The 23,209-nt window shown below is 68.4% G+C and carries 18 protein-coding genes and 1 pseudogene; 13 read left to right on the forward strand and 6 right to left on the reverse strand.

Annotated elements, in window-relative coordinates; genetic code table 11:
- Nucleotides 1-141 precede the first annotated feature (141 nt).
- Nucleotides 142-1,182, forward strand: a pseudogene (locus FJ887_RS01305) (acyltransferase family protein); the annotation flags it as partial.
- 396 nt (nucleotides 1,183-1,578) lie between these two features.
- Here FJ887_RS01305 and FJ887_RS01310 read toward each other — a convergent pair.
- Nucleotides 1,579-2,085 (reverse strand): SRPBCC domain-containing protein, encoded by a 507-nt coding sequence (locus FJ887_RS01310; RefSeq protein WP_171006962.1) that lies wholly within the window; start codon nucleotides 2,083-2,085, stop codon nucleotides 1,579-1,581.
- 236 nt (nucleotides 2,086-2,321) lie between these two features.
- On the opposite strand from FJ887_RS01310, the gene FJ887_RS01315 reads away from it, so the two are divergent.
- Together FJ887_RS01315 and FJ887_RS01320 are read left to right on the forward strand one after the other, a co-directional pair.
- Nucleotides 2,322-3,644, forward strand: a complete 1,323-nt coding sequence (locus FJ887_RS01315) for a trans-sulfuration enzyme family protein (RefSeq protein WP_249356544.1) — start codon at nucleotides 2,322-2,324, stop codon at nucleotides 3,642-3,644.
- Nucleotides 3,645-3,952: 308 nt separating this feature from the next.
- Nucleotides 3,953-5,302 (forward strand): haloacid dehalogenase-like hydrolase, encoded by a 1,350-nt coding sequence (locus tag FJ887_RS01320; RefSeq protein ID WP_212743275.1) that lies wholly within the window; start codon nucleotides 3,953-3,955, stop codon nucleotides 5,300-5,302.
- A 131-nt stretch (nucleotides 5,303-5,433) separates the two neighbouring features.
- Here FJ887_RS01320 and FJ887_RS01325 read toward each other — a convergent pair whose 3' ends face one another.
- A complete protein-coding gene (locus tag FJ887_RS01325) occupies nucleotides 5,434-6,417 on the reverse strand; it encodes a helix-turn-helix transcriptional regulator (RefSeq protein ID WP_140954839.1) in 984 nt (327 codons plus the stop codon).
- Between the two features lie 62 nt (nucleotides 6,418-6,479).
- On the opposite strand from FJ887_RS01325, the gene FJ887_RS01330 reads away from it, so the two are divergent.
- Nucleotides 6,480-8,711, forward strand: a complete 2,232-nt coding sequence (locus tag FJ887_RS01330; protein ID WP_137824467.1) for an ATP-binding cassette domain-containing protein — start codon at nucleotides 6,480-6,482, stop codon at nucleotides 8,709-8,711.
- Nucleotides 8,712-8,757: 46 nt separating this feature from the next.
- Here FJ887_RS01330 and FJ887_RS01335 read toward each other — a convergent pair whose 3' ends face one another.
- Complete coding sequence (locus tag FJ887_RS01335) at nucleotides 8,758-10,074, reverse strand: MFS transporter (protein ID WP_137824468.1); 1,317 nt, start codon at nucleotides 10,072-10,074, stop codon at nucleotides 8,758-8,760.
- Between the two features lie 76 nt (nucleotides 10,075-10,150).
- Nucleotides 10,151-11,155, reverse strand: a complete 1,005-nt coding sequence (locus FJ887_RS01340) for a LacI family DNA-binding transcriptional regulator (protein ID WP_137824469.1) — start codon at nucleotides 11,153-11,155, stop codon at nucleotides 10,151-10,153.
- 74 nt (nucleotides 11,156-11,229) lie between these two features.
- Between FJ887_RS01340 and hisD the strand changes: the two genes are divergently transcribed.
- From hisD to FJ887_RS01370, 6 genes are all read left to right on the forward strand, one after another.
- Nucleotides 11,230-12,531 (forward strand): histidinol dehydrogenase, encoded by a 1,302-nt coding sequence (gene hisD, locus FJ887_RS01345; protein WP_137824470.1) that lies wholly within the window; start codon nucleotides 11,230-11,232, stop codon nucleotides 12,529-12,531.
- A gap of 730 nt (nucleotides 12,532-13,261) precedes the next feature.
- Entirely contained in the window at nucleotides 13,262-15,349 is a 2,088-nt protein-coding gene (locus tag FJ887_RS01350; RefSeq protein ID WP_137824471.1) for a sensor histidine kinase, read from the forward strand.
- On the forward strand, nucleotides 15,337-15,981 hold the full coding sequence (locus tag FJ887_RS01355; RefSeq protein ID WP_137824472.1) for a response regulator transcription factor: 645 nt from the start codon (nucleotides 15,337-15,339) through the stop codon (nucleotides 15,979-15,981). The genes FJ887_RS01350 and FJ887_RS01355 overlap by 13 nt, the downstream gene beginning before the upstream one ends.
- 1 nt (nucleotide 15,982) lies before the next feature.
- Nucleotides 15,983-16,954, forward strand: coding sequence for a DUF4097 family beta strand repeat-containing protein (locus FJ887_RS01360; protein WP_137824473.1), 972 nt, complete (start codon nucleotides 15,983-15,985; stop codon nucleotides 16,952-16,954).
- An 85-nt stretch (nucleotides 16,955-17,039) separates the two neighbouring features.
- Nucleotides 17,040-17,783: an SDR family oxidoreductase gene (locus tag FJ887_RS01365; protein ID WP_137824474.1), complete on the forward strand. Its 744-nt coding sequence runs from the start codon at nucleotides 17,040-17,042 to the stop codon at nucleotides 17,781-17,783.
- 78 nt (nucleotides 17,784-17,861) lie between these two features.
- The gene (locus FJ887_RS01370; RefSeq protein ID WP_137824475.1) at nucleotides 17,862-18,401 is read left to right on the forward strand and encodes a DUF421 domain-containing protein; all 540 of its coding nucleotides are present in this window, start codon (nucleotides 17,862-17,864) and stop codon (nucleotides 18,399-18,401) included.
- A gap of 49 nt (nucleotides 18,402-18,450) precedes the next feature.
- Here FJ887_RS01370 and FJ887_RS01375 read toward each other — a convergent pair whose 3' ends face one another.
- Nucleotides 18,451-19,359, reverse strand: a complete 909-nt coding sequence (locus tag FJ887_RS01375; RefSeq protein ID WP_137824476.1) for an amidohydrolase family protein — start codon at nucleotides 19,357-19,359, stop codon at nucleotides 18,451-18,453.
- Between the two features lie 236 nt (nucleotides 19,360-19,595).
- Here FJ887_RS01375 and FJ887_RS01380 point away from each other — a divergent pair, with 236 nt between their 5' ends.
- The 3 genes from FJ887_RS01380 (at nucleotide 19,596) to FJ887_RS01390 (ending at nucleotide 22,079) form a co-directional block, all read left to right on the forward strand.
- On the forward strand, nucleotides 19,596-20,570 hold the full coding sequence (locus FJ887_RS01380; RefSeq protein WP_137824477.1) for a ribonuclease FAU-1 family protein: 975 nt from the start codon (nucleotides 19,596-19,598) through the stop codon (nucleotides 20,568-20,570).
- A 15-nt stretch (nucleotides 20,571-20,585) separates the two neighbouring features.
- On the forward strand, nucleotides 20,586-21,608 hold the full coding sequence (curA, locus tag FJ887_RS01385) for an NADPH-dependent curcumin/dihydrocurcumin reductase (protein WP_137824478.1): 1,023 nt from the start codon (nucleotides 20,586-20,588) through the stop codon (nucleotides 21,606-21,608).
- A gap of 162 nt (nucleotides 21,609-21,770) precedes the next feature.
- Nucleotides 21,771-22,079, forward strand: coding sequence for a nucleotidyltransferase family protein (locus FJ887_RS01390; protein ID WP_249356550.1), 309 nt, complete (start codon nucleotides 21,771-21,773; stop codon nucleotides 22,077-22,079).
- A gap of 103 nt (nucleotides 22,080-22,182) precedes the next feature.
- Here FJ887_RS01390 and FJ887_RS01395 read toward each other — a convergent pair whose 3' ends face one another.
- Nucleotides 22,183-23,169: an asparaginase gene (locus FJ887_RS01395; RefSeq protein ID WP_137824479.1), complete on the reverse strand. Its 987-nt coding sequence runs from the start codon at nucleotides 23,167-23,169 to the stop codon at nucleotides 22,183-22,185.
- Nucleotides 23,170-23,209 lie beyond the last annotated feature (40 nt).

The following is a 23,209-nucleotide window of genomic DNA, read 5'->3' on the forward strand; positions in this document are numbered from 1 at the left end:
GGGAGCGCTGTCCGACAGCGCCGCGTCCCCCGCAGGTATGACACCTGATCGCCAGGTCGCACCTCTGAGGTGATGCGGACTCCCGGACCCGCTCCCTAACGTCGCTCCCGCCAGGCACTCGCCGTCGAACCAGGAGTCACGATGTCCCTCAGCAGAACCGCGCCCATCGCTGCGGACCGCCCATTCACGCGTGATCGGGTTCTCGATCTCGTGCGCTTCGGCTGCCTCCTCGTCGTGGTCGTCCTCCACACGATGATGAGCGGGGTCGAGCTCGGCACCGACGGTGCGATCGTTCCGACGGTGGCGCTGTCGGGCACGACCGGGTTCGCGCTCGCCTCATGGGCGTTTCAGATCATGCCGCTCTTCTTCGCCATCGGCGGGTTCGCGGCCCTCCAGCAGTGGCGGCGCACGATCGCCGGCGGCGGCACTGGGGCCGACTACCTGCGGGTGCGCGTCCGCAGGCTCGTCGCCCCTGTCACCGTGCTCGTCCTCGGCGCCGGCACCGGGCTCGCCTTGGCCTCCGAATCCGGCGTGCCGCGCGGTCTCCTCGCCGAGGCGAGCCTGCGCATCGGCCAGCCCCTTTGGTTCCTCGCCGTCTACGTCGGTCTCACTGCACTCGTGCCGTTCATGGCGCAGTTCCATGAGCGCGCGCCGAGGCGGACCCTCGTCGTGCTCGCCGGTGCCGTCGCGATGGTCGACGGCCTCGTCCGTGTCACGGGACTGACCGGACTGGGCTATCTCAATCTTCTCGTCGTCTGGCCGCTCATCCAGCAGTTGGGGTTCGTCTATGACGACCTGCGCCGACGCACGGTCGCACCGACCGGGCTCGCCGCGGTCGCAGCGATGGCGCTCGGTGCTCTGGTCCTGCTCGTCTCCGCCGGTGTCTACAGTCCGAACATGCTCGTCAACCTCAACCCGCCCACGGGCGCCCTCGTCCTCCTCGGACTCGTGCAGCTGTGTCTGCTGCGGCTGGTCCACGACAGCTTCGCCGCCGCCCTCGACCGCGGCCCGGGTTGGGAACGGGTGATCGCGTGGGGCAACGCCAACGGCATGCACGTCTACCTCTGGCACATGAGTGTCATCATCGCGCTCATCGGCATCCAGGGCGCGGCGGCCGGTGCGCTCGCCGGCACCGGAACCGGCGTCGGAACATGGCTGAGCGGCGTCGTGGTCCCGACCGTCGAATCCCCGTGGTGGTGGTTGACGCGGCTGCCGTGGGTGGTCCTCGTCGGCGGACTGGCCGCCGTGGTCGCGGCGGGGATGGCTAAGGTCGATGTGCCTGCACCGGCACGGTTGGACAGCCTGGGGCGGGGGCTCGAGTCGGTCCTGGGACTGAGACTCTCCGAGCGAGTCCGGGCAGCGTCCGCGGTCGGGTGTGCCATGGCGGGAATCGGCATCGCCCTGCTCGTCGGTCTCGCGCCGTTCGTCTGGACGCTCCTCGCAGCAGGGCTGCTCTTCGCCGGGCTCGTCCTCGCCGCAGGCCTTCGCCGACCGGCCGCGGACGTCGCTTCGGAACCGGATCTCGCTCCGGGCCCGGATCTCGTTCCGGCTGCGGAGAACTCACCGCGGCCGCGGACGTCAGTCTTCGACGAGCCGGGCGAGCGCCTCGGTGACGGTGCCCCAGCCCTCGAAGAAGCCGAGCTCCTCATGCGCGGCACGCTGCTGCGGATCGGCATGGCGGACGATCGCGCGGTAGTCGGTGCCGGCCTCCCCGTCGCCGAGGATGATCTCCGTGGTCATCGCAACGGGGGCGGGCAGTGCGGGATGCCACGTGCTGTCGACGGCGTTGGTGAAGACGAGCCGTGCGTTCTCCTCGATGCGGAGGAAGACGGCGTCGACGTGCGGGACGAATGTCTGGCCGTCCTCGCTCATGCCGGTGACGAACGCGCCGCCGGGACGCAGGTCGAGGGCGTCGACGCGCAGGACGAGCGGCTTGGGAATCCACCACTGGACCAGCTGGGCAGGATTCGTCCACGCCTCCCAGATCGCTTCGCGGGGCGCGCGGATGACGCGTTCGATGAGCAGGTCCCGGTCGGGGTCGATGTCGCGGCCGGGTTCGCGGGCGGAGTCGGAGCTGAGGGCCATGGGGTCTCCTGATGAGTGATCGGGCGTAGGCCAAACATCGCATGTCCGGCGGCGGAAGGGAAGTGGATGGGGTGCGCAACCGGCGCCCCGGATGACGAATCATGACACCCCGTGACGGCCCGATGACGCTCGGTGACTCCACGGGACGCGCGGTTCCGTCACCGCCGCGATCCAACCCCAGACTGGTGGGACTTCGGCATCGACGTCGAGGGTCTCATGAGAAGGAAGGAAACGCCGTGAGCGCATCAGACCGCAGCTCGACCGGCCGCAGCGGAGTCTCGACCCGCTCGGTGCACGCAGGCGCCGCCCCGGAATCGCACACCGGTTCCGTCGTCGCCCCGATCTTCCAGACCTCGACCTTCCAGATGGACGTCCCGGGTCAGACCCGGGCCGGCTTCGACTACGCCCGCACGGGCACCCCGAACCGCAGCGACCTCGAGGAGGTGCTCTGCGATCTCGAGGGCGCGTCCTATGCGGCGGCCGTCAACTCCGGCACCTCCGCCGAGGTGGCGGTGTTCTCCGCGCTGCTGAGCCCCGGCGATGAGATCATCATCCCCCGCGACGTCTACGGCGGAACGTATCGCCTGCTCGTCAATGAGTACGCGCGCTGGGGAGTCGGCATCCGCACCGTCGACCTCACCGACTCGCGCGCGCTGGCGGCGGCGATCTCCGACCGCACGGCGATCGTGTGGGCGGAGACCCCGAGCAACCCCGGCCTCGACGTCATCGACATCGCCGAGACCGCGCGCATCGCTCATGCCGCGAACGCGCTGCTCGCCGTCGATTCGACGTTCGCGACCCCGTACCTCCAGCGTCCGATCGAGTTCGGCGCCGACCTCGTCATCCATTCGACGACGAAGTTCATCAACGGCCATTCCGATGTCATCGGCGGGGCCGTGCTCGCCGGCGACGGGCAGACCTGTCCTCGCGCCGCCGAGGTGATCGACCGTCTGACCAGTCACTTCGCATCCGTGGGGCTGGGCATCTCTCCGTTCGACGCGTGGCTGACCAGGCGCGGCATCAAGACGCTGCCGGTGCGCATGGCTGCGCACTGCGCGAATGCCCAGGCTGTGGCCGAATGGCTCGAGGCGCGCTCGGAGATCGCCGAGGTCTACTACCCGGGTCTGCCCTCCCACCCCGGGCACGAGATCGCGAAGCGGCAGATGAGCGGATTCGGAGGAGTCGTCTCATTCTCCACCGACACCGAGGAGCGGGCGCTGGCCCTGGTGAGGAGCACGAAGCTCATCACCCTCGCCGAGTCGCTCGGCGGCGTCGAATCCCTCATCGACCACCCCGCGACGATGACGCACCTCGCCGTCGCCGACTGCGAGCTGAGCATCTCCGGCCGCTTCATCCGCCTCTCCGTCGGCATCGAGGACATTGCGGACATCCTCGCCGACCTCGACGCGGCACTGGGGGCGACGAACGCGGCGATCGGTGCAGCCGAGACTGACGGGGCGGTCCCGGAGGCGCCTGACGGGCAGGCCGCCCCAGAGTCCAAGCCGGCGCCCGACGCCCAGGCGGGAGTCGCCTCGGTGACGGTCCTCGAGAACGCCTGAGCTTCCCCGGCACCTCGGTACGATGACCGCCAGCTGAGACAGCGAGCGACGAGATTGCGCAGTCCTCGGCCGCCCGGCCGTCCGGTGCAGCTGCGGGCGGAAACGAACAGGTGCTGGACGAAACGCACCTCCTGACCAGCGCATCCGCTTCTCGCAGTCGCGGGGTTCCGGCAGTCTGAGATGCGCTCTCGTCGGTGCTGCGCGGTGTTCTCGGAGCGGCGGAAGGACCGACGACACTCTTGACGCTGTCGTCGCGGCCCCATTAGATTGATCCCCGGCCAAAGGTCTGAAAGTGATCCAATGAATCGATGGGGATGAACATGGGCACGACGATCAAGCACCTCGGAGTCAGAGACAGCGACCGCAGGACGGTCCGACCGAAGCGGGGTGCGGCCGCAGGCGTCCTACTCGCCGCGCTCCTCCTCGGCGCCTCAGCATGTGCCACAGGCGATGCAGGGAGCGCGCCGGAGGAGTCCGCGGACGGCAGCTGCGGGCGGCTTGCCGTCGCCGACGGGTGGTACGGGGACAACGCGCAGCGGCTCCAGGAGATGATCGACGCGAACGCCACGTGCGACGGAGCCACCCCGGAGGGAGGAGCGCAGCCGATGGCGGTGTTCGACTGGGACAACACCGTGGTCAAGAACGACATCGGCGATGCGACGACGTTCTGGATGCTGCGCAACAGCAAGGTGCTCCAGCCTGCGGGCCGGGACTGGGCGACGGTGAGCGACTACCTCACCGACGAGGCGACAGGCAGGCTCAACGAGGTCTGCGGTGACCTCGCCGACCCGGGCGCCCCGCTGCCGACCGGCGAGAAGGACGGTGTGAAATGCGCCGCAGAGATCCTCTCGGTGTACTCCGAGGGGGAGACGACGGACAAGGCCGCTGCCTTTGAGGGGTTCGACGCCCGCCGAATCGAACCGGCCTACGCCTTCGCGGCACAGCTGCTCGAGGGGCTGACGCCCAAGCAGGTGACCGAATACGTCACCGCGGCGAAGAAGGAGAACCTCGATGCCGCCGAGGGCACGATGAATGAGGTCGGCGGCACCGAGGTGACCGGATGGGTGCGCATCTACCCGCAGATCAAGGACCTCATCACCACCCTGCAGGACGCCGGTTTCGACGTGCGCATCGTCTCAGCGTCATCGCAGCCGGCCGTGAGGATCTGGGCCGCCGAGGTCGGGGTCGATGCCGATCAGGTGACCGGGGTGCAGACCCTCGAGAACGGCGGCAAGCTCACGAGCACGCTCGCCTCGTGCGGCGGTGATGCGGCCGCGATGCCCTACATCGAGGGCAAGCGCTGCTTCATCAATGAACAGCTGTTGGGCATCCCCCCAGCCCAGGCGTTCGAGCCGGCCCCCGAGGCGCAGCGTCAGGTCTTCGCCGCCGGCGACTCGGACACCGACGTCACCTTCGTCGGCGACGCCACCGGCCTGCGTCTGGCGATCAATCGCAACAAAACGGAGTTGATGTGCAATGCCTACGCCAACGCCGACGGCAAGTGGATCGTCAATCCGATGTTCATCGCTCCCGAACCGCAGCAGAAGGACGCCTACCCGTGCTCAACGACGGGTCGCATCGAAACCGACGGCACTCAGGGGCCCCTCGAAGACGCCGACGGCGACGTCGTGCCGGATCAGAAGGACTCGGTGTACTGACGAGTGGCGCCGCACTCGGAGTCGGGCGCAGCGTTCTCGGTGACCTCAGCACAACGCGCGCCTCGGTGACGGTCCTGGAGAACGCCTGAGCCTCCCGGGCACCTCGGCTGGCGGACTTCAGGTCACTCTGATCAGATCTTCGAGCCGGGTCCCTGTCCAGAATGACCTGGCGATTCCGTCACCGCGGCGGCGAAGCGGCTGATCTCCTCCGCCCATTCGGTCGGCTCCTCGACGGTGAATGCACAGTCGAGGTGGCTGAGGTGGAGGAGCAGCCAATGCCAGTCCTCGCACCGGAAGGTCACGCGCGTGCGGGCCTCATCGATCGCTTCGAGCTCCATCGCCTCAAAGGGCAGTGTCGCCGCGACGTCGTCGACTGAGGTCTCGACGATGACCACAGCGTGCCGCCGCGTTCGCGCCACCCCGGCCTTGACGAGATCGAGCGCGGTCTGTGCCGGCAGGGCACGCGGCTCGAACGTCGCGGTGCGCGCGTGCACCGCACTCATCCGGTCGACGCGGAAGACCCGCCAGTCTCCGCGCTCGGTATCCCAGGCGACGAGGTACCAGCGCAGCAGATGGTGGACCTGGCGGTGCGGTTCGACGCGTCGATGGGTCGTCGACTCGCCTCGGCGGTAGTCGAACGTGAGTTCCCTGCGGTCGTGGATAGCGGACGCGATGGCCATGGCATCGGCGATGCCGACGGCAGGAGCCCGGAGAGCCTCGGCCTCGAGACTGGACCGCACTGTCGTCGCACGCACAGCGAGCCTGGCCGGCAGCACCTGATCGAGTTTGCCGTACGCCCTGGTCATCGCCTCGCCGAGACTGCCGGGGTCTCCCGGATCGGCACTCGCGTTCGCCGCCAACGCGAGCATGATCGCCACGACCTCGTCATCGTCGAACATCAGCGGCGGAATCGCCCGACCGGCGGTGAGCCCGTAGTGGCCGCCCGGCCCGGGGCTCGCCTCGACCGGATAGCCGTAGGTGCGGAGCCGATCGATGTCACGGCGCACGGTCCGCTCACTCACGCCGAGGCGGGTGACGAGCTCAGCGCCCGTGAACCGGCGCTTCGTCTGCAGCAGGGTGAGCAGATCGAGCATCCGGCGGGTGACATCGGCCATGACCCGATGATCGCACGAATTGAGGTCAGATACCGGCCGGATCTGCCCGTAGCCTCGCGATCATGAGCGAACAGACGATCCGCATCCGTGACGCCGTGACCAACAACCTCGACCACCTCGATCTCGACATCCGGCGTGGACGCCTCGTTGTCATCGCCGGTGTCTCCGGGTCGGGGAAGTCCTCCCTGGTCTTCGACACGATCGCCGCCGAGGCGGGCGCCGAGCTCAATGAGACGTTCCCGCCCTTCACCCGCAATCGGCTTCCGAAATGGACCCGACCGGCGGTCGGCGGCATCGACGGTCTGTCGCCGGTCATCGTCATCGATCAGCGCCGCCTCGGTGGGAATGCGCGGTCGACAGTCGGGACGATCACCGACACGTGGACGTATCTGCGGCTCCTCTTCTCCAGACTCAGCGTTCCGCACGTCGGGGAGTCCTCGGCGTTCTCCTTCAACGATCCGGCCGGGATGTGCCCCACCTGTTCGGGGATCGGCGAGGTCGTCGTTCCCGACGTCGGATCGTTCCTCGATTGCGATCGCAGCCTGGCGGACGGAGCGATCGCACTGCCCGGCTTCGGCGAGGGGCAGCACTGGTACCGGAAGTACGCTGAGATCGGGGCCTTCGCCGTCGACCGGCCTCTGCGTGACTGGCCGCAGGAGCACATCGACGCCCTGCTCTACGGCGGGGACCACATCGCCTCGGTGATCGCCGCTGTCCCGAAGGACTACGAGGGAGTCGTCGAGCGCTTCGAACGGATCTACCTGCGCACTTCGGACACGCTCTCGGAGAGGAAGCGGAAGACGATCGCCGAGTTCACGCATTCGGCTCTGTGCCCCGACTGCGGCGGGGAGCGACTCCACGAAGCCGCCCGCACCGCCACCGTCGACGGGCACACGATCGCAGAGCTCGCGCGGCTTGAGATCCCAGAGCTGCGGGACATCGTGCGGGGGATGGATCGCCCGGAGGTGAGCAGTGTCGTCACGGCACTGTGCGATCGCCTGGCGGCGATGGAGACGATCGGGCTCGGCTATCTCCACCTCGCACGGGCGACCGGGTCGCTCTCGGGCGGGGAGTCACAGCGCATCAAGGCCGTCAGGCATCTGGGCTCGAGTCTCATCGAGATGCTCTACGTATTCGACGAACCGACCGTCGGCCTCCACCCGCATGATGTCACTGCGATGGTCGACCTGCTCGGACAGCTGCGGGACCGGGGGAACACCGTCCTCGTCGTCGAACACGACCCCGCGGTGATGGCGCAAGCCGACGAGGTCATCGAGATCGGACCTGGTCCCGGGAGCGCGGGCGGTCGACTCGTCTTCCAGGGCACCTTCGACGGTCTGCTCGATTCGGACGGTCCCACGGGCCGGGCCCTCGCGACGGGACGGGAAGAGCAGCGGCACCCGCGCTCGCCGGACGGCTGGGTGCGGATCGCGAATGCGACGACGAACAACCTCGGCGACATCACCGTCGACATTCCCCGCGGCGTGCTCACCGTCCTCACCGGGGTGGCAGGTTCGGGGAAGTCGAGCCTGGCGAGTGAGCTCGTCGCGCAGCACGAGGCGATCACGATCGACCAGAAGCCGGTGTCGGCGAACAGGAGATCGACGCCGATCACGTACACGGGGATCGCCGCGGCCATCCGCCGGCGCTTCGCGAAGCTCACCGGGGCGCCCGAAGGACTGTTCAGCGCGAACTCCGAGGGCGGGTGCCCGGTCTGCCGGGGGCTGGGGATCATCTACACGGACCTCGCATTCATGGACGGCCAGGAGACGACGTGCCCGACCTGCCGCGGCACGAGATTCACCGCGGAGGCGCTCGCCCACACCGCGGACGGTCTCACCATCGCCGATGTCGAACATCTCACCGTCACCGAGGCGCTCGCCCGTCTCGACGAGCCGACGATCCGCGCGCGCCTCGTCCACCTCGACCGCGTCGGGCTGGGGTACCTGCGGCTCGGGCAGCCGCTCAACACACTCTCGGGCGGAGAAGCCCAACGGGTGAAGATCGCGAAGGAGCTGCGGGACGCGACCGAGCCGAGCATCTACCTCCTCGACGAGCCGACGACCGGTCTCCACATTAGCGACATCGCTCGGCTGAGTGCGGTGCTCGATGACCTCCTCGGCGACGGGCACACCGTCGTCGTCATCGAGCACAACCTCGACGTCATCCGCACCGCCGACTGGCTCATCGACCTGGGGCCGGGGCCCGGCCGGCACGGCGGGCAGGTGCTCTATTCCGGGCCGACCGCGGGAATCGGCGACACCGCGACGGGCCGGGCGCTGCGGGAGGGGTGAGCTGCCGCAGCGCCCTGAAGGTGTTCTCGGCCTCCGAGGTCCAGGTTCAGGGGATCTCGTTGAGTTCGAGGGCCCGGCGGTCAGGGGCGAAGCGGATGGCGATCATCGCTATGGCCGTGCACACGATCGCGAACGCCATGACCGGCCAGAGGCTGCCGCCGCTCCAGAGCACCATCGCTGCAGCGAGTGCCGGAGTGAAGCTCGCGAGGAGGATCGAGGCCATCTGGTAGCCGACCGAGATGCCGGAGTAGCGCACCGCGGTCGGGAACAGTTCGCAGTACATCGCCGGCATCGGAGCGTAGACCATGCCGTGGCCGAGTCCGAGGAAGAGCGAGACGCCGACGACGACGCCCCAGACTGTGCCGGTCTGCACCAGCAGGAAGATCGGAATGGTGGTGAGAATGATGAGCGCGCCGCCGATGAGGAAGGTCTTCGGACGCCCGATGCGATCCGAGAGCGCGCCGTAGAGAGGGATGACGGCGATGTTGAGAGCGGCCCCGATCATCGACGCGGTCAGCCCGACATTGCTGTCGATCCCGAGGTTCGTCGTGACATAGCTGAGGACGAAGACGGTGAAGAGATAGTAGTTGCCCGCTTCGGCGAAGCGTCCGAAGATCGCAATGAGGAGCGGCTTCCGGTGGTACCTGAAGAGCACTGCCAACGGCGCCTTCTGCTCTTCCTGGCTTGCTTCCTGGCGGGCCTTCTCTTCGAGGAATGCCGGGCTCTCCGAGGCCCGCAGGCGGATGTAGAAACCGACGCCGGCGAGGATGATGCTCAACAGGAACGGAAGCCTCCATCCCCAGCTTTCGAAGGCGTCGCCGGAGATCCAGGCCGAGAACGAGACTGCGGCGGTGCCGAGGAGGAGTCCCGCCGACACGCCGATCTGCGGCCACGAGCCGAAGAAGCCGCGCTTGCCGCGCGGGGCGTTCTCCACCGCGATGATCGCGGCGCCGCCCCACTCGCCGCCGACGGCGAAGCCCTGGGCGAGCCGGAGGACGGTGAGCAGGATCGGGGCCGCGATTCCGATCTGGGCATAGGTCGGCAGGAAGCCGATGAGAGCCGTCGCGGCCGTCATGATCGAGAACGTGAGGATGAGGGTCGACTTGCGGCCGATCCTGTCACCGAGGTGGCCGGCGACGAACGCTCCCAGTGGCCTGGCGAGGAATCCGACGCCGAATGATGCCAAAGCGACGATCTGTCCGACCCCGGGAGCGAGCTCGGGGAAGAACAGGGTTCCGAACACGAGGGCAGCCGATGTGCCGTAGATCGTGTATTCGTACCATTCGACGATGGCGCCGATGGTGCCGGACTGCAGTGATCGCACTGCTCGCTTCTGCGCGGTGGGTGTGGCAGGGCTCTTCATTTCCGTCTCCTTTGACTAGCTGGAGACAGCGTATTGTGCATACGTATGAAATGAAATGCCGAAGCTCGGTCCGCGCCTAGCCGCGGCGCGGGGCGGCATGGGTGCCGCGGAGCACGAGGTCGACAGCGGTGACGCGCAGGCAGTCCGCCGGGCGGTCGCCGATGAGTCTGAGCAGAGAGTCGACGGCGTCCCAGGCGAGGGCGGAGAGGTCGCAGTGGACCGTGGTCAGGTCGATGAGCTCCCATGACGCCATGGCGACGTCATCGAAGCCGATCACTGTCAGGTCCTCGGGCACGGAGAGGCCGAGCTCCTTCGCGGCGTTGAGGGCACCGATGGCGATGTAGTCGTTGCCGCACACGAGAGCGGTGGGCCGCACCGGCGCGTCCAGCAGGTCGAGAGCTCCGCGTCGACCGGCTTCAGCAGTGAAGTCTCCGTGGCGGATGAGCCTGCTCGGCAGCCATCGCCCGGCTTGTTCGAGAGCGTCCTTGAGCCCGCGCTCACGCTCCGCGCTCGTCGAGATCGTCTCGGGTCCGTTGATCAGCCCGATGTGCTCGTGCCCGAGTTCGGTGAGGAGTTCGGCCACATGGCCGGCACCCGCCGCATTCGCGAACTGGCAGGCGACATCGCGGTCCGAGTCGGTTGTGCGGTTGACGAGCACGCACGGCAGTCCGGCCGCGCGCAGGGCGTCGGGCAGTCGGGAGTTGCGGGCCGCCGTCGTGATGATCACCCCGTCGCAGGATCCATCGGTGAGATTGCTCGCCGTCAGCGCGTCGTCCTCGTCGTCGGTGACGAGCATCGTCCGGTAGCCGTTGTCGCTGAGGTGCTGGCGCAGCGGTTCGACGAGCGCGGGATAGAAGGGGTTGGTGAGCTCCTCGGAGACGATCGCCACGCGGCTGGTGATCCTCGTCGACAGGGATCGCGCCGAACCGTGGGGGACGTAGTTGAGTTCGGCCGCAGCTCTCGCGACCTTCTCGCGGGTGGCCGGAGAGATGTTGGGAAGATTGCGCAGCGCACGCGAGACGGTCGCCTGTGACACTCCGGCCAGGCGTGCGACATCGAAGCTGGTGATCGTCCGGGACATTCGCGAGTCCGCCTCCCTTGCAATGTATACGTATGCACAACATGCTAATCGTACCCGTCGAAGGAGACAAGACAATGGCGACCTACGTCAAGCAGTCACAGCCCACCCAAGCCGATACCGACCGAGCCGCGACCGTGAAGACGGTCGTCACCGACGTCATCGCCGATGTGCGAGAGCGCGGAGATGCCGCGGTCAGGGAGTACTCGGAGAAATTCGACAAATGGTCGCCGGAGAGCTTCCGACTCTCTCAGGAGCAGATCGACGAGATCATCGCGACAGTGCCGGAGCAGGCGATCGAGGACATCAAGGCTGTGCAGGAGCGTGTCCGCGGATTCGCCCGCCGCCAGCTCGACTCTCTTCAGGACTTCGAGGCCGAAACCGAGCCCGGGGTCTTCCTGGGACAGAAGAACATCCCGGTCAAAGCGGTCGGCGCCTATGTGCCGGGAGGTCGCTACCCGCTTGTGGCATCGGCGCACATGACGGTGGCCACCGCCAAGGTCGCCGGCGTCGAACGCGTGACAGCATGCACCCCTCCGATCAGGGGGGAGATTCCGGCTGCGACGATCGCGGCGCTGCACCTGGCAGGTGCCGACGAGATCTTCCTTCTCGGTGGAACCCAGGCAGTCGCCGCGATGGCGGTGGGCACCGAGTCGATCGGTCAGGTCGATCTCATTGCCGGCCCGGGTAATGCGTTCGTCGCCGAGGCCAAGCGGCAGCTCTTCGGCGAAGTGGGAATCGACCTGTTCGCGGGTCCCACCGAGGTGCTCATCATCGCCGATGCCCAGGCCGACCCCTTCATCGTCGCAGTCGACCTGCTCAGCCAGGCCGAGCACGGTCCGGACTCGCCTGCCGTGCTCATCACCACCTCGGCGACATTGGCCGATGAGGTCGCCGCCCACATCGAGAAGCTGCTCCCGGGAATGCCGACGCGGGATTTCGCCGAACCGGCCTGGCGCGATCACGGCGAGATCGTCGTCGTCGACGACCTCGACGAAGCGTATGCACTGGCCGACGAGTACGCGTATGAACACGTTCAGGTGCTCACCGCAGAGCCGCGCGAGGCTTTGGAGGCGATGACGAACTACGGTGCGCTCTTCCTCGGCGAGGGCACCTGCGTGTCGTACGGCGATAAGGTCATCGGCACGAACCACACCCTGCCGACGCGGAAGGCGTCCCGCTACACGGGTGGCCTGTGGGTGGGCAAGTACCTCAAGACGGTGACCTATCAGGAGGTCAGGGACGAGACGTCGAGCGCCGAACTCGGCCGGCTGCTCGGACGTGCTGCTCGTGTCGAATCGTTCGAAGGACATGCGCGATCCGGCGATGTGCGCGCGGCGAAGTATGCCGGTGACCCGCTTCCCTGGGCCCCACAATGAGGATGCGGCGGCGCAGTCCGAACGGTGGCCCGCTGAGCGCCTGACGGTCGGCATCGCAGCGCGCCCCGTCGGGTGAGCGCTGTCTCCTGCTTCTGCACAGGCAGGCGACAGCGCTCACCCGACGGGGCGTTTCGCTGTGAGAGACGTGAGGGCTTCCGCCTTCAGGACGCAATGGGCAGGGAATTGCGTGGGCAGGTTCAGGTGTCCAGTGCACCATCGGGATGCCACCGGGTCGCGCTCGCAAGGAGCATGCCCCCAACACCTGGGCCGGAGTTCCGGACGCGGAGTGTCGATTTCGGACTCGATGATCGACACTCTGCGTCCGGAGAACGGCGGCGCGGGGCACTGGAAGCGTCGGTTCGGTGCGTAGCTGTCGGTTCGGCGCGTCGATGTCGGTTCACCGCGTCAGTGCGCAGGGCGGGGCACCGGAAGTGTCGGTTCGGCGCGTAGATGTCGCTCCACTGCGTCAGTGTGCGGGGCGACCGGGAGTGCTGGGCTGGTTGCCCGCTGGTGGCAGCCGAGCTGAGGTCGTTCTGGACAGTTTCTGCGCGGCGGAATCAGACCAGAACGTCCTGGGGTGTCCTCACGTGACGGGGAATCGGGTCCGTCCGCGGCGGCTGAGATGCAGAAGTCCGCGGTCGACGGCGGACCTCGGCCGGGGGAAAACCCGAGGTGGTCTCGGCGGTCACCTTGCTGTTGCCCGATACCGGCGACGCGTAGCGTATTCGGTATGAGTGAGAAGACCCCCGAGCACCCGCAGGACTCGGAGCCGACCGGCCCCGACCGCGCTGAGGACCAGCGCACCGGCGGCAGCGACGCAGCGGCGCACCCGCCGGCGGGCGCCCCGGCACCCGCACCACACGACCAGAGTCCCCTGGCCACCGAAGCCGGACAGTTCCGCACCGCCCCGCTCGACCTCGACGTTCCGTTCTCGACGCCGACCGCGACGGACGGACACACTCGGCAGTACCCGCACACTCGGGTCTATGCGCAGGAGCAGATGCCCGGCAGCCACCCGCGACCGACAGCAGAGCACCCACAGGCGGAGCCCCCGCAGGCGGCAGATCAGTTCCCGCAGCCTCAGCTGCCGACGGCAGAGTATCCGCCGACGCAGGTCTTCGGGACTCCGGCGCAGACGCATCACCTCCCGACGGTCGCCGCGACCGACCCGTCCCTCGGCAGACATGAGGCCCCCGTCGGACAAAACGGCGACCACGGCCGACGCGCCCAGCCGCTTCCGCCGCGGGTTGCGCAGCCTCTCCCGCACCAACCTCGACCAGCTGAACCGCAGGCCCAGCACGTTCCCACCGGGGCACCGCCTGCCGGTGCGCAGTCCCACCGTCCGGGACCTCACCAGCCGCTGTCGCCGCAGCCGCACGATCCCCGGCAGGCCGCCCGTTACCCGCACCATGCCCAGCCGCTGCCGGGAGCACAGCAGGCGATGCAGCCCCAGCGGCCGCCTCGGCGCAGGAAACCGCGCACCGAACCGCTGACCTCCGTGCCGGTCACCGGGTCGATGCCGCTGACTCGCACTGATGTCACGGAGATCCCGGCAGACGGGCCCGTCGAATGGCCCAAGCGGCCCGTGGGAATCGTCGGCGTCGCCAACGTCATCCTCGCCGCCGTCATGGCTGTCGTCTGGGCGTGGATCCCGCTCGGCCTTCTCTTCACCGGCATCGGCGGCATCTTCGCGCTCGGACTCGGGGTGCTCGCGCTCGTCGCGTGGGTCCTCGTCCAACAGGTCGCCAACGTCTTCGAACGCTACCGCGCGGAACTCGTCTACGGCGACCGGATCCCCGTTCCAAGCATTCCCCGCAGCGATCGCGAATCCGGTTTCGCCCGCTTCCTCCACAATCGCTGGCTGCTCGTGTCCTCCGGATCGTTCTGGCGCTCGACGGCTCACCACTACATCAAGATGCTCCTCGGACTCGTCGTCGTCGGCGGCACCTTCGCCGGCATCTCGGCCTCGATCACCGCGGTCTTCGCCGCGATCAATCCCGACGGTGTCAGCACCTTCTTCCTCGGCGGCCCCACCGGCGGACTCGGACGCATCGGCCTGGCGATCGGCGCACTCATCGTCCTCGCCTCCTCGCTCGCGATCCTCTGGTTCACCCCCTACCTCGACCGCGCGCTCGACCGCAGCCTGCTCCCGCCGGCGCGGACCGCGGCGCTGCAGGCCGAAGTCACGGAACTCGACCGGGCGCGCATGGCCGGAATCGACGCCGCGTCGGCCGAACGACTCCGCATCGAACGCGACCTCCACGACGGAGCCCAGCCCCGCCTCGTCGCCCTGACGATGACCCTGGGCCTGGCGAAGTCGAAGATCGACTCCGACCCCGAACGCGCCAAGGAGCTCATCTCCGAAGCCCACGCCGAGGCGAAGGGAATCGTCGGCGAGCTCCGGCAGCTCGCCCGCGGCATCCACCCGGCGGTGCTCACCGACCGCGGACTCGACGCCGCCGTCTCCGCGCTCGCCGGACGCTCACCGATTCCCGTCGACGTCGACGTCCGCCTCGGCGGGCGCATCGAACGCGAAGCCGAAGCCGTCGCGTACTTCGTCGTCGCCGAATGCCTGACGAACATCGCCAAGCACTCCGGCGCCACCGCCGCGAAGGTCCTCATCACCCCCACCGAATCCGGGGTGCAGATCGTCGTCACCGACAACGGCCACGGCGGGGCGCGGGTCGACCGCTCCGGTCGGCACACGGGCATCGCCGGTCTCGTCGACCGCGTCGAAGCCGCCCGTGGCACACTGAACCTGACCAGCCCCGCAGGTGGGCCGACTACCATCGTTGTGGAGGTGCCATGCGCATCGTGATCGCCGAAGACTCAGCCATCCTCAGGGCCGGACTCGAACGACTCCTCGTCGACGCCGGACACGATGTCATCGCGGCGGTCGCCGACGCGAACGAACTCCTCGCCGCCGTCAACACGACACCGCCCGACCTCGCTGTCATCGACGTGCGCATGCCCCCGACGTTCACCGACGAGGGCATCCGCGCCGCCGTCCTCATCCGCAAGCAGAACCCCGACGTCAAGGTCCTCGTCTTCAGCCAGTACGTCGAGGAGCAGTACGCGTCCGAGCTCATCGCCGAGAACACCGGCGGCTTCGGCTACCTGCTCAAGGACCGGGTCGCCGACGTCGAGGACTTCCTCGGCGCCGTCGACGAAGTCGCCTCCGGCGGCACCGTGCTCGACCCCGAGGTCGTCTCCCAGATCCTCGTGCGCACCCGCAAGACCGATGGGCTCTCCACCTTGAGCCCCCGCGAACTCGAAGTCCTCCAGCTCATGGCCGAGGGCAAGTCGAACGCTGCGATCGCCGGCACCCTCTTCCTCAGCGCAGGCGCCGTCGAGAAGCACATCAGCTCGATCTTCACCAAGTTCGGACTCACCGCGGACACCTCGGACAACCGCCGGGTCCTCGCCGTCCTCACATTCCTCGGAGCCTAGAATGCCAGCCACCGTCCTCGTCAGCCCCTCAGCCCGTTCGGGCCTGCGCGCGGTCCTCATCATCGCGGCCGTCATCGCCCTCCTCATTCCCATCGTCGCCAGCGTCGCCTACGGTGCGTCACGGCTCGACTACACGAAGGTCGAGTCGAGCCAGGATCTGCCCGCGGAGACGACCGACTTCCGCTTCGACCTCGACACGGGTGCGTCGATCAGCGTGCGGACCGACGACGTCGCCGCTCCCGCGGTCACGCTCACCGGCACCGGCCCCCGTGACAACGTGCCCCAGCTGCGGGTCGACGAGATCGACGGCGCGTCGGTCATCTCGATCGAGGACAAACCGACGTTCGAGAACGCCAAGCTCGAACTCACCGTGCCGCGGGCGACGTCGAAGGACACGAACATCGACTTCGCAGGCGGTCTCGGCGAGGTCGGCGTCACCGGCGAGTTCAACGAGGTCAAGGCCAACGCCGACGCCGGATCGATCGACCTCAACGGCACCTTCGACCGCGTGCAGACGTCGACGCAGTGGGGTCAGACGGAGTTCCGAGGCACGTTCGGCACGATCGAGGCCAAGTCCGAGGTCGGCACCATCGACGGCACCGACCTGCGGGTGCGCGATCGCCTCGACGTCCAGACGACGACGGGCACGATCGACTTCGACCTCTCCAACGACATGGTGCCCACCGCCGGGATCAGTCTCAGCGCTGACGAGGGCACCGTCGACCTCCAGCTGCCGCGCCTCGAACTCGTCAAGGACAACATGACCGCGGCGACCGCGAACGACGGTGACGACGCCGAGGTCAAGGACCTCTTCTACCGCATCGATGCGAAGTCCGACCAGGGACAGGTCGACCTGGCGAAGGACCTCGAGAAGTACAAGTCGGGGAAGGACTCGAAGGAAGCCGAAGGCAAGGCGATCATCCCGGTCTCGGTGACCACGGACACCGGAGCGGTGTCGATCGATCAGAACTAGGGGCTCGAGCATCGGAGCGAGTCCGACGAGTCCACGCGATCAGTCCCGGGGGGTCAGGAGCGCGGCAGTGCGGAAGGGCAGTCACATGCAGGTCACGGTCTACGGAGCCACCGGCACGTTCGGCGCTCGCCTCGTCACCCGACTGCGGGCGCTGGGGCACTCGGTCATCGCCGCACACCGCGGCATCGGCGTCGACACGTACACCGGTGAGGGCGTCACTGAGGCGGCCGTCGGCAGCGATGTCCTCGTCGACTGCGTCAACCTCATGACGAACAACCGCCACCGGGCTCTCGACTTCTTCTCCCGCAGCGCCCGCTCGATCGCGTTGGCCGCAGCCGAGAATCCCGGCGCGGCGATGGTGTGTCTGTCGATCGCGTTCCGTCCGGAGGTCGCCGAGTCGAGGCTCTTCGCCTATTACCAGGGCAAGGACCTGCAGGAACGCGTGTACCGCCGGCTCGTGCCCGCCGACCAGCTGCTCATGTTCCGGTCCGCCCAGTGGTACGAGCTCGCGGAGACGACCTCGGTGAGCGTCGGTCGGGTGATCTTCGCCCCGAAGATGCGGGTGCGGGCGCTGTCCGCCGACGAAGCCGCCCGGCTGATGGCCGAGGCGATCGACGCCGGTGAGCGCGGCACAGTCGAGGTCGCCGGTCCGGAGATCAGCGACCTCGCCGCGATCGCTGCGAAGATCGCCCGTGTCGACGCCGCCGGTCGCCGCCCGCGGCGAGTCGTGCCCATCCCGGTGCCCGGGCCCAGCTCCGGTGACGGACTCATCCCGCCCGCGCCGAGGCTGTCGGCGGTGACCGTCGACGAGTGGCTGGCGACCCGGTGAGGACGGCCGAGCTCCTCTGACCTCATCGCGTCCGCCCGGTCCTCTCCCGAGTAGGATCGCGCAGGGAGGGAGCACGCGATGGACTGGATGGAATTCGGACTCGACGGCGTCGACGCCGTCCGCATCGTCGTCTCCTGCATCGTCTTCTACCTCGGGATCATCGTCCTCGTCCGGATCGTCGGGCAGAGGGCGCTGGCGAACCTCTCGAGCTTCGACCTCGCCGCGATCATCGCCCTCGGGGCGATCGTCGGCCGGGCCATCCTCGGGGACACTCCGACGCTCGCCGCCGGAGTGCTCGCGATCGGGACCCTGCTCATCCTCCAGGCGCTCACCGGCCAGGCGCGTCGGTATGCCCGGATCGACGGCGTCGTCAACAGTCCCGCGGTCGTGCTCATGGCCGGCGGCGAGTTCCTGGCCGACACCATGGCCAGGGCGCACGTCGATCGCGCCGAGGTGATCTCGAAGCTGCGACTGGCAGGGATCAGGCAGCTGTCCGAAGTCGCGTGCGTCATCCTCGAACCCACCGGCCAGATCAGCGTCATCCGGCGCGGGGCCCCCATCGACGAGGACCTGCTGCGCGGAGTCGTCGGAGCCGACCGCGTGCCGCGCGAGGGGTGAGATCGGCCGTGAGCCCGACCCTCACCGTCGGCAGCGATGGTGAGGGCGGTCAGGCGAGGGAGGCCTCCCTTCCGCTCAGCCCGAGCAGGTGCGCGCCGTTGTCCCAGAGCACCGCGCGCATCCACTCGTCGCCGAGCTCGAGGCCGGCGAGCCCGGAGAGCTGATCCGCGTACGGGTAGGGGATGTTCGGGAAGTCCGAGCCGAGGACGATCTTGTCCTGCAGGGAGATCAGGCGCTCGCGGAAGGCGGGGGTCACCTCGGCGGGGGAGGAGAAGAACCCGGACACGTACATCGTCGTGTCGAGATGGACGCCGCTGTAGGCCTCCGCGAGACCCGCGAACGCCTCGTATTCGGGCATGCCCATGTGGGCGATGACGAAGTTGAGCGCGGGGAAGCGCTCGAGCACTCGCGCGATCGCCTCGGGGCCGGTGAAGGTGCCCGGCAGCGGTGCGGAACCGGCGTGGATGACGATGGGCACCTGCGCCTCGGACAGTGCCGCCCATGCGGGATCGAGGACCCGATCATCGGGGGCGAACCCGCCGACCTGGACGTGGACCTTGAACAGGCGGGCCCCGGATGCGAGGGCGGCGGGGACGTAGTCGGCGGATTCGGGCTCGGCGAAGAGGGTCGCGCAGTGGATGACGTCCGGGTGGTCGGCGGCGAAGTCACGGTTCCAGTCGTTGAGCCATGCGGCCATGCCCGGTCGGTGCGGGTACGTGAGCGCGGGAATCGCCTGGAGGCCGAGCTCGCGGAGGATCCGCAGGCGGGTGTCGGTGTCATAGCGGTAGTGGATCGGCCACGGCCGGCCGTAGTTCGCCTCGGCGTCGTCGAAGTACGACCACACCTTGTCGAGGACGTTCTGCGGGAGGAAGTGCACATGGATGTCGGCGAGCCCAGGCAGCCCGAGCGCCTCGACGTAGGTCGGGATCTCCGCGTCGCTGCGGGGTGGTGCGATCATGTCCCCACCTTACCCAGCGGTACCGACGCGGCGGGGTACCGACACTGCGCAGCACTGACGCGACGCGGGACCGACTCCGTGCAGCCCTGACTCGGCGCGGGACTGACGCGGCGCGGGACTGACGCGGCGCGGGACTGACGCGGCGTGGGACCGACACTGTGCAGCACTGACGCGGCGCGCAGACGGCCGAATCCCATCCCCAGGGTGCGCGCAGTGAGCCACCCTAGACTGCGATCATGGAGTTCAGCGACCCGTTCGAGATCCCGGTCCCCGCGGCTGCCACGCGCCTCGGCGAGCCTCCGTTCTGGACTCCGGGTCAGGCGGTGACCTGGACCTACAGGCGCTTCGACTACGACCTCGACCATGTCGAGGTGCGCCGGCCGATGCGCGTCATCGACGACGGCCCGAACGGTGCGGTGCTGTGGATGCCCGGCGGCACCGAGGTCGTCGACACTGGTCTCGTCGGGTGGGAGGGCATGAGCGCCCACGACGTCCCGCTCGACGTCCGCTTCCGTCCCCGCGGGAAGGCCCCCGAGCGGATCATGGTCCCCGCCCGCTGGCAGGGCCACGGCGTGCTCAAGCTCGCCCCGCCGAACGCTCCCTTCTCCGTGTGGGTGCTCGTCAAACCGGCCCCCACCGTGTCATCGGCTGCGGAGGATTCGTCGGCCGAGTCGGTCCGCGTCGAGTGGTACGTCAATCTCGAGACGACCCACCGACGCACCGCCGAGGCGGTCTACACGTGCGATCTCATCCTCGACATCACGTTCCCGCTCGCCGATGAGCCCCTCCACCGGCCCGACGGCAGCCTCAGCGCCCGAGGCGCGGTGTTCAAGGATGTCCACGAGATCGCGGCGGCGGGTGCGTACGGATACTGGCCGCGTCAGTGGTCGGACACCGTCCGGGCCAACGGGGCGCTCATCCTCGATCGTCTCGAGGAGTTCCGGTGGGCCTTCGATCCCCGATGGGAGGATGTGGCCCTCGACCTCGCGGGGTTCGGTCCGCACGAACCGGAGGCGAGACTGCGACTGGGGCTTGCGACAGTCGACGACTCCGCCACACGCACTGCGGCCGGGCCGGATGCGGACCGCACCACCGCCTCGGCGAGGGAGACTGCGGACCGCACCACCGCCTCGGCGAGCACAATTTCTCCTGGTCAGCGGGAACATCAGCGTATCCCCAGCGGTTGTTACAGGAGACCGGACAGCAGATGAGAGGACTGAACTGACATGGCGACGAACCACCGCATCCGCCTCAATTCCCGCCCCGTGGGCGCCCCGACGGCCGAGGACTTCCTCCACGACGAGGTGCCGGTCGAGTCTCCCGGCGACGGCGAGGTGCTGCTGCGGACCCTCTATCTCTCGCTCGATCCGTACATGCGCGGACGGATGTCGGATGCGAAGTCGTACGCGAAGCCCGTCGAGCTCGGCGAGGTGATGGTCGGGGCGACGGTCTCCGAGGTCGTCGAGTCGCAGTCGCCGGACTTCGAACCCGGTGACATCGTCCTCGGCTACGGCGGATGGCAGGAGTACTCGATCGAGCCGGCGTCGCAGCTGCGCAGGATCGACCCTGAGATCGCGCCGATCAGCACCGCCCTGGGGGTGCTCGGCATGCCCGGGTTCACCGCATACGCGGGGCTTCTCGAGATCGGGATGCCGAAGCCCGGCGAGACCGTAGCCGTGGCCGCCGCGACCGGACCCGTCGGGTCGGTCGTCGGGCAGATTGCGAAGATCGTCGGGGCCACCGCGGTCGGCATCGCCGGCGGGCCTGCGAAGGTCAACCACCTCAAGGAGCTCGGCTTCGACATCGTCCTCGACCACCGTTCCCCGAACTTCAAGGAGGAACTCGCCGAGGCGGTGCCCCAGGGCATCGACGTCTACTTCGAGAACGTCGGCGGGAAGGTCCTCGAAGCGGTCGTGCCGCTGCTCAACCCCTTCGCGCGCGTGCCGGTGTGCGGTCTCGTCTCCTCCTACAACCTCACCGAGCTCCCGCCGGGGCCCGATCGCACGGGTCTGCTCATGAGTGCGATCCTGCGGAAGTCGCTGACCTTCCGCGGGTTCATCCAGTCGGAGTTCGTCGACCGCCTCGGCGAGCAGTTCCTCCACGACATGAGCACATGGATCCAGGAGGGCAGGATCCGCTACCGGGAGGACATCCGATCCGGTCTCGACCGGGCGCCCGAGTACTTCAACGAACTCCTCACCGGCGGCAACTTCGGCAAGATGGTCGTCGCCGTGGGGGAGCGGGAGTAGGGGCTCGTCGTTCCGAGCCTCCGGGCTCGGGGCCACTCCTTCTCTGCCGGCTGGTGGCGGAGGTGTGAGCGGTCCTGATCGTCGGCGCGGTTCGGTTCCTGGCGGCCGGATGAGGCGGCCGATTTCGTCGATCAGTCCGGTCGTGCCCGGTTTCCTGGGTGCATGTCGACGAACGCCGTGACACCCGAATCGCTTGCCCTGCGCGAGCTGATCGACGTGAAACGTCAGGAGTTCGAGCAGCTGCTGACGAAGTTTTCTGCGACGAATCCGAGGTTGTTCGGGTCAGTCGCACGGGGAACCGCCGTCGAGGGAAGTGACATCGACATTCTCGTCGATATGGACCCTGCCGACGGGAATCTGCTGATGCGCATCTGGGCTCATGGAGGAGACCCGCATACTGTTGGGTCGAGACGACATCGACGTCTTTCCCGTTCAGCTGCTCAGGCGCTCGGTTTCGAAAACGGCCATTGATGACGCGGCGGCGTTGGACGTCACGGAGGGTCGAAGCTGTCAGGACGAGGAGCGCATCGCCGACACCGCCGGAACCAGAAGTCCGTAAGGACGCCGAGGCTCATCAGAACTGTGCGAACACCTCGGCGGGGTCGACGTCGAAGCTCAGCGCCAGGGTCAGTGCGATCCGGGCCTTCCGCGCATCGAGGACGCCTGCGGGCAGGAGACCGGCCTCGAGCAGGCCGATCTCCCCGCCGATGTAACCGTATGTGCGGGTGAGGCTCGCCCCGGCCCCCGGTCGGGAGGCGAGGACGACGGGCATCTGTGCGCCGAGGCCGGTGACCGCGGGCACGAGATGCTCGGGCACGTGACCACCGCCGACCCCGGCGATGACCGCGCCGGCGAATCCCGCCTCGGCGAGGTGGGCGAACGTCTCCGCGGGCTCACCCATCCCCACCTCGACGAGCGCGACCGGGGCGATCGCCTCAGGGCGATCCCGCCGGGCGAACGGCGAGGTGAGCACGGCCGGGGCATGGGGGACCCGGACGACGTCCTCACTGATCCACCCGATCGCGCCGAGCACCGGACCGGACGAGAACGCCGCCGTCGACGACACGTGCGCCTTGCGGACATGCCGCGGATCGTGGATCTCGTCATTGAACACGAGCGTCACAGGCAGATGCCGCGCCTGCGGGGACAGCGCCGTCAGCGCTGCGGACCGGACGTTCGCGGGACCATCGGCACCGGGCAGGGTCGGATTGCGCATCGCACCGGTGACGGCGATCGGCACCTCTGAGTCATTGAGCAGCGACAGCGCGAAGGCGCTCTCCTCGAGGGTGTCCGTGCCCTGCGTGAGGACGATGCCGTGCGCCTCGGTCTCCCGGGCGAGCTGCGCGACGTCGAGGAGCATGTCCAGGGTGACGTTCGCGCTCGAGACCTGCGCGACCTGCGTGAAATCCGTGCGCAGATCCGGCCAGATCTCATCGAGACCCGCAGCCGCGGCGATCTCCGCACCGCTGAGAGCCGGGGCCACCCCTCCGCTGCCGTCAGCGGTCGAAGCGATGGTGCCGCCGAGCGCGGCGACGAGCAGATGAGGCGGCAGGTCAGACATGCTCCTGAGTCTAGCGAGGCACGAGCCCCGATTTCCCCGC

Source organism: Brevibacterium sp. XM4083, assembly GCF_006489205.2.
GTDB lineage: Bacteria > Actinomycetota > Actinomycetes > Actinomycetales > Brevibacteriaceae > Brevibacterium.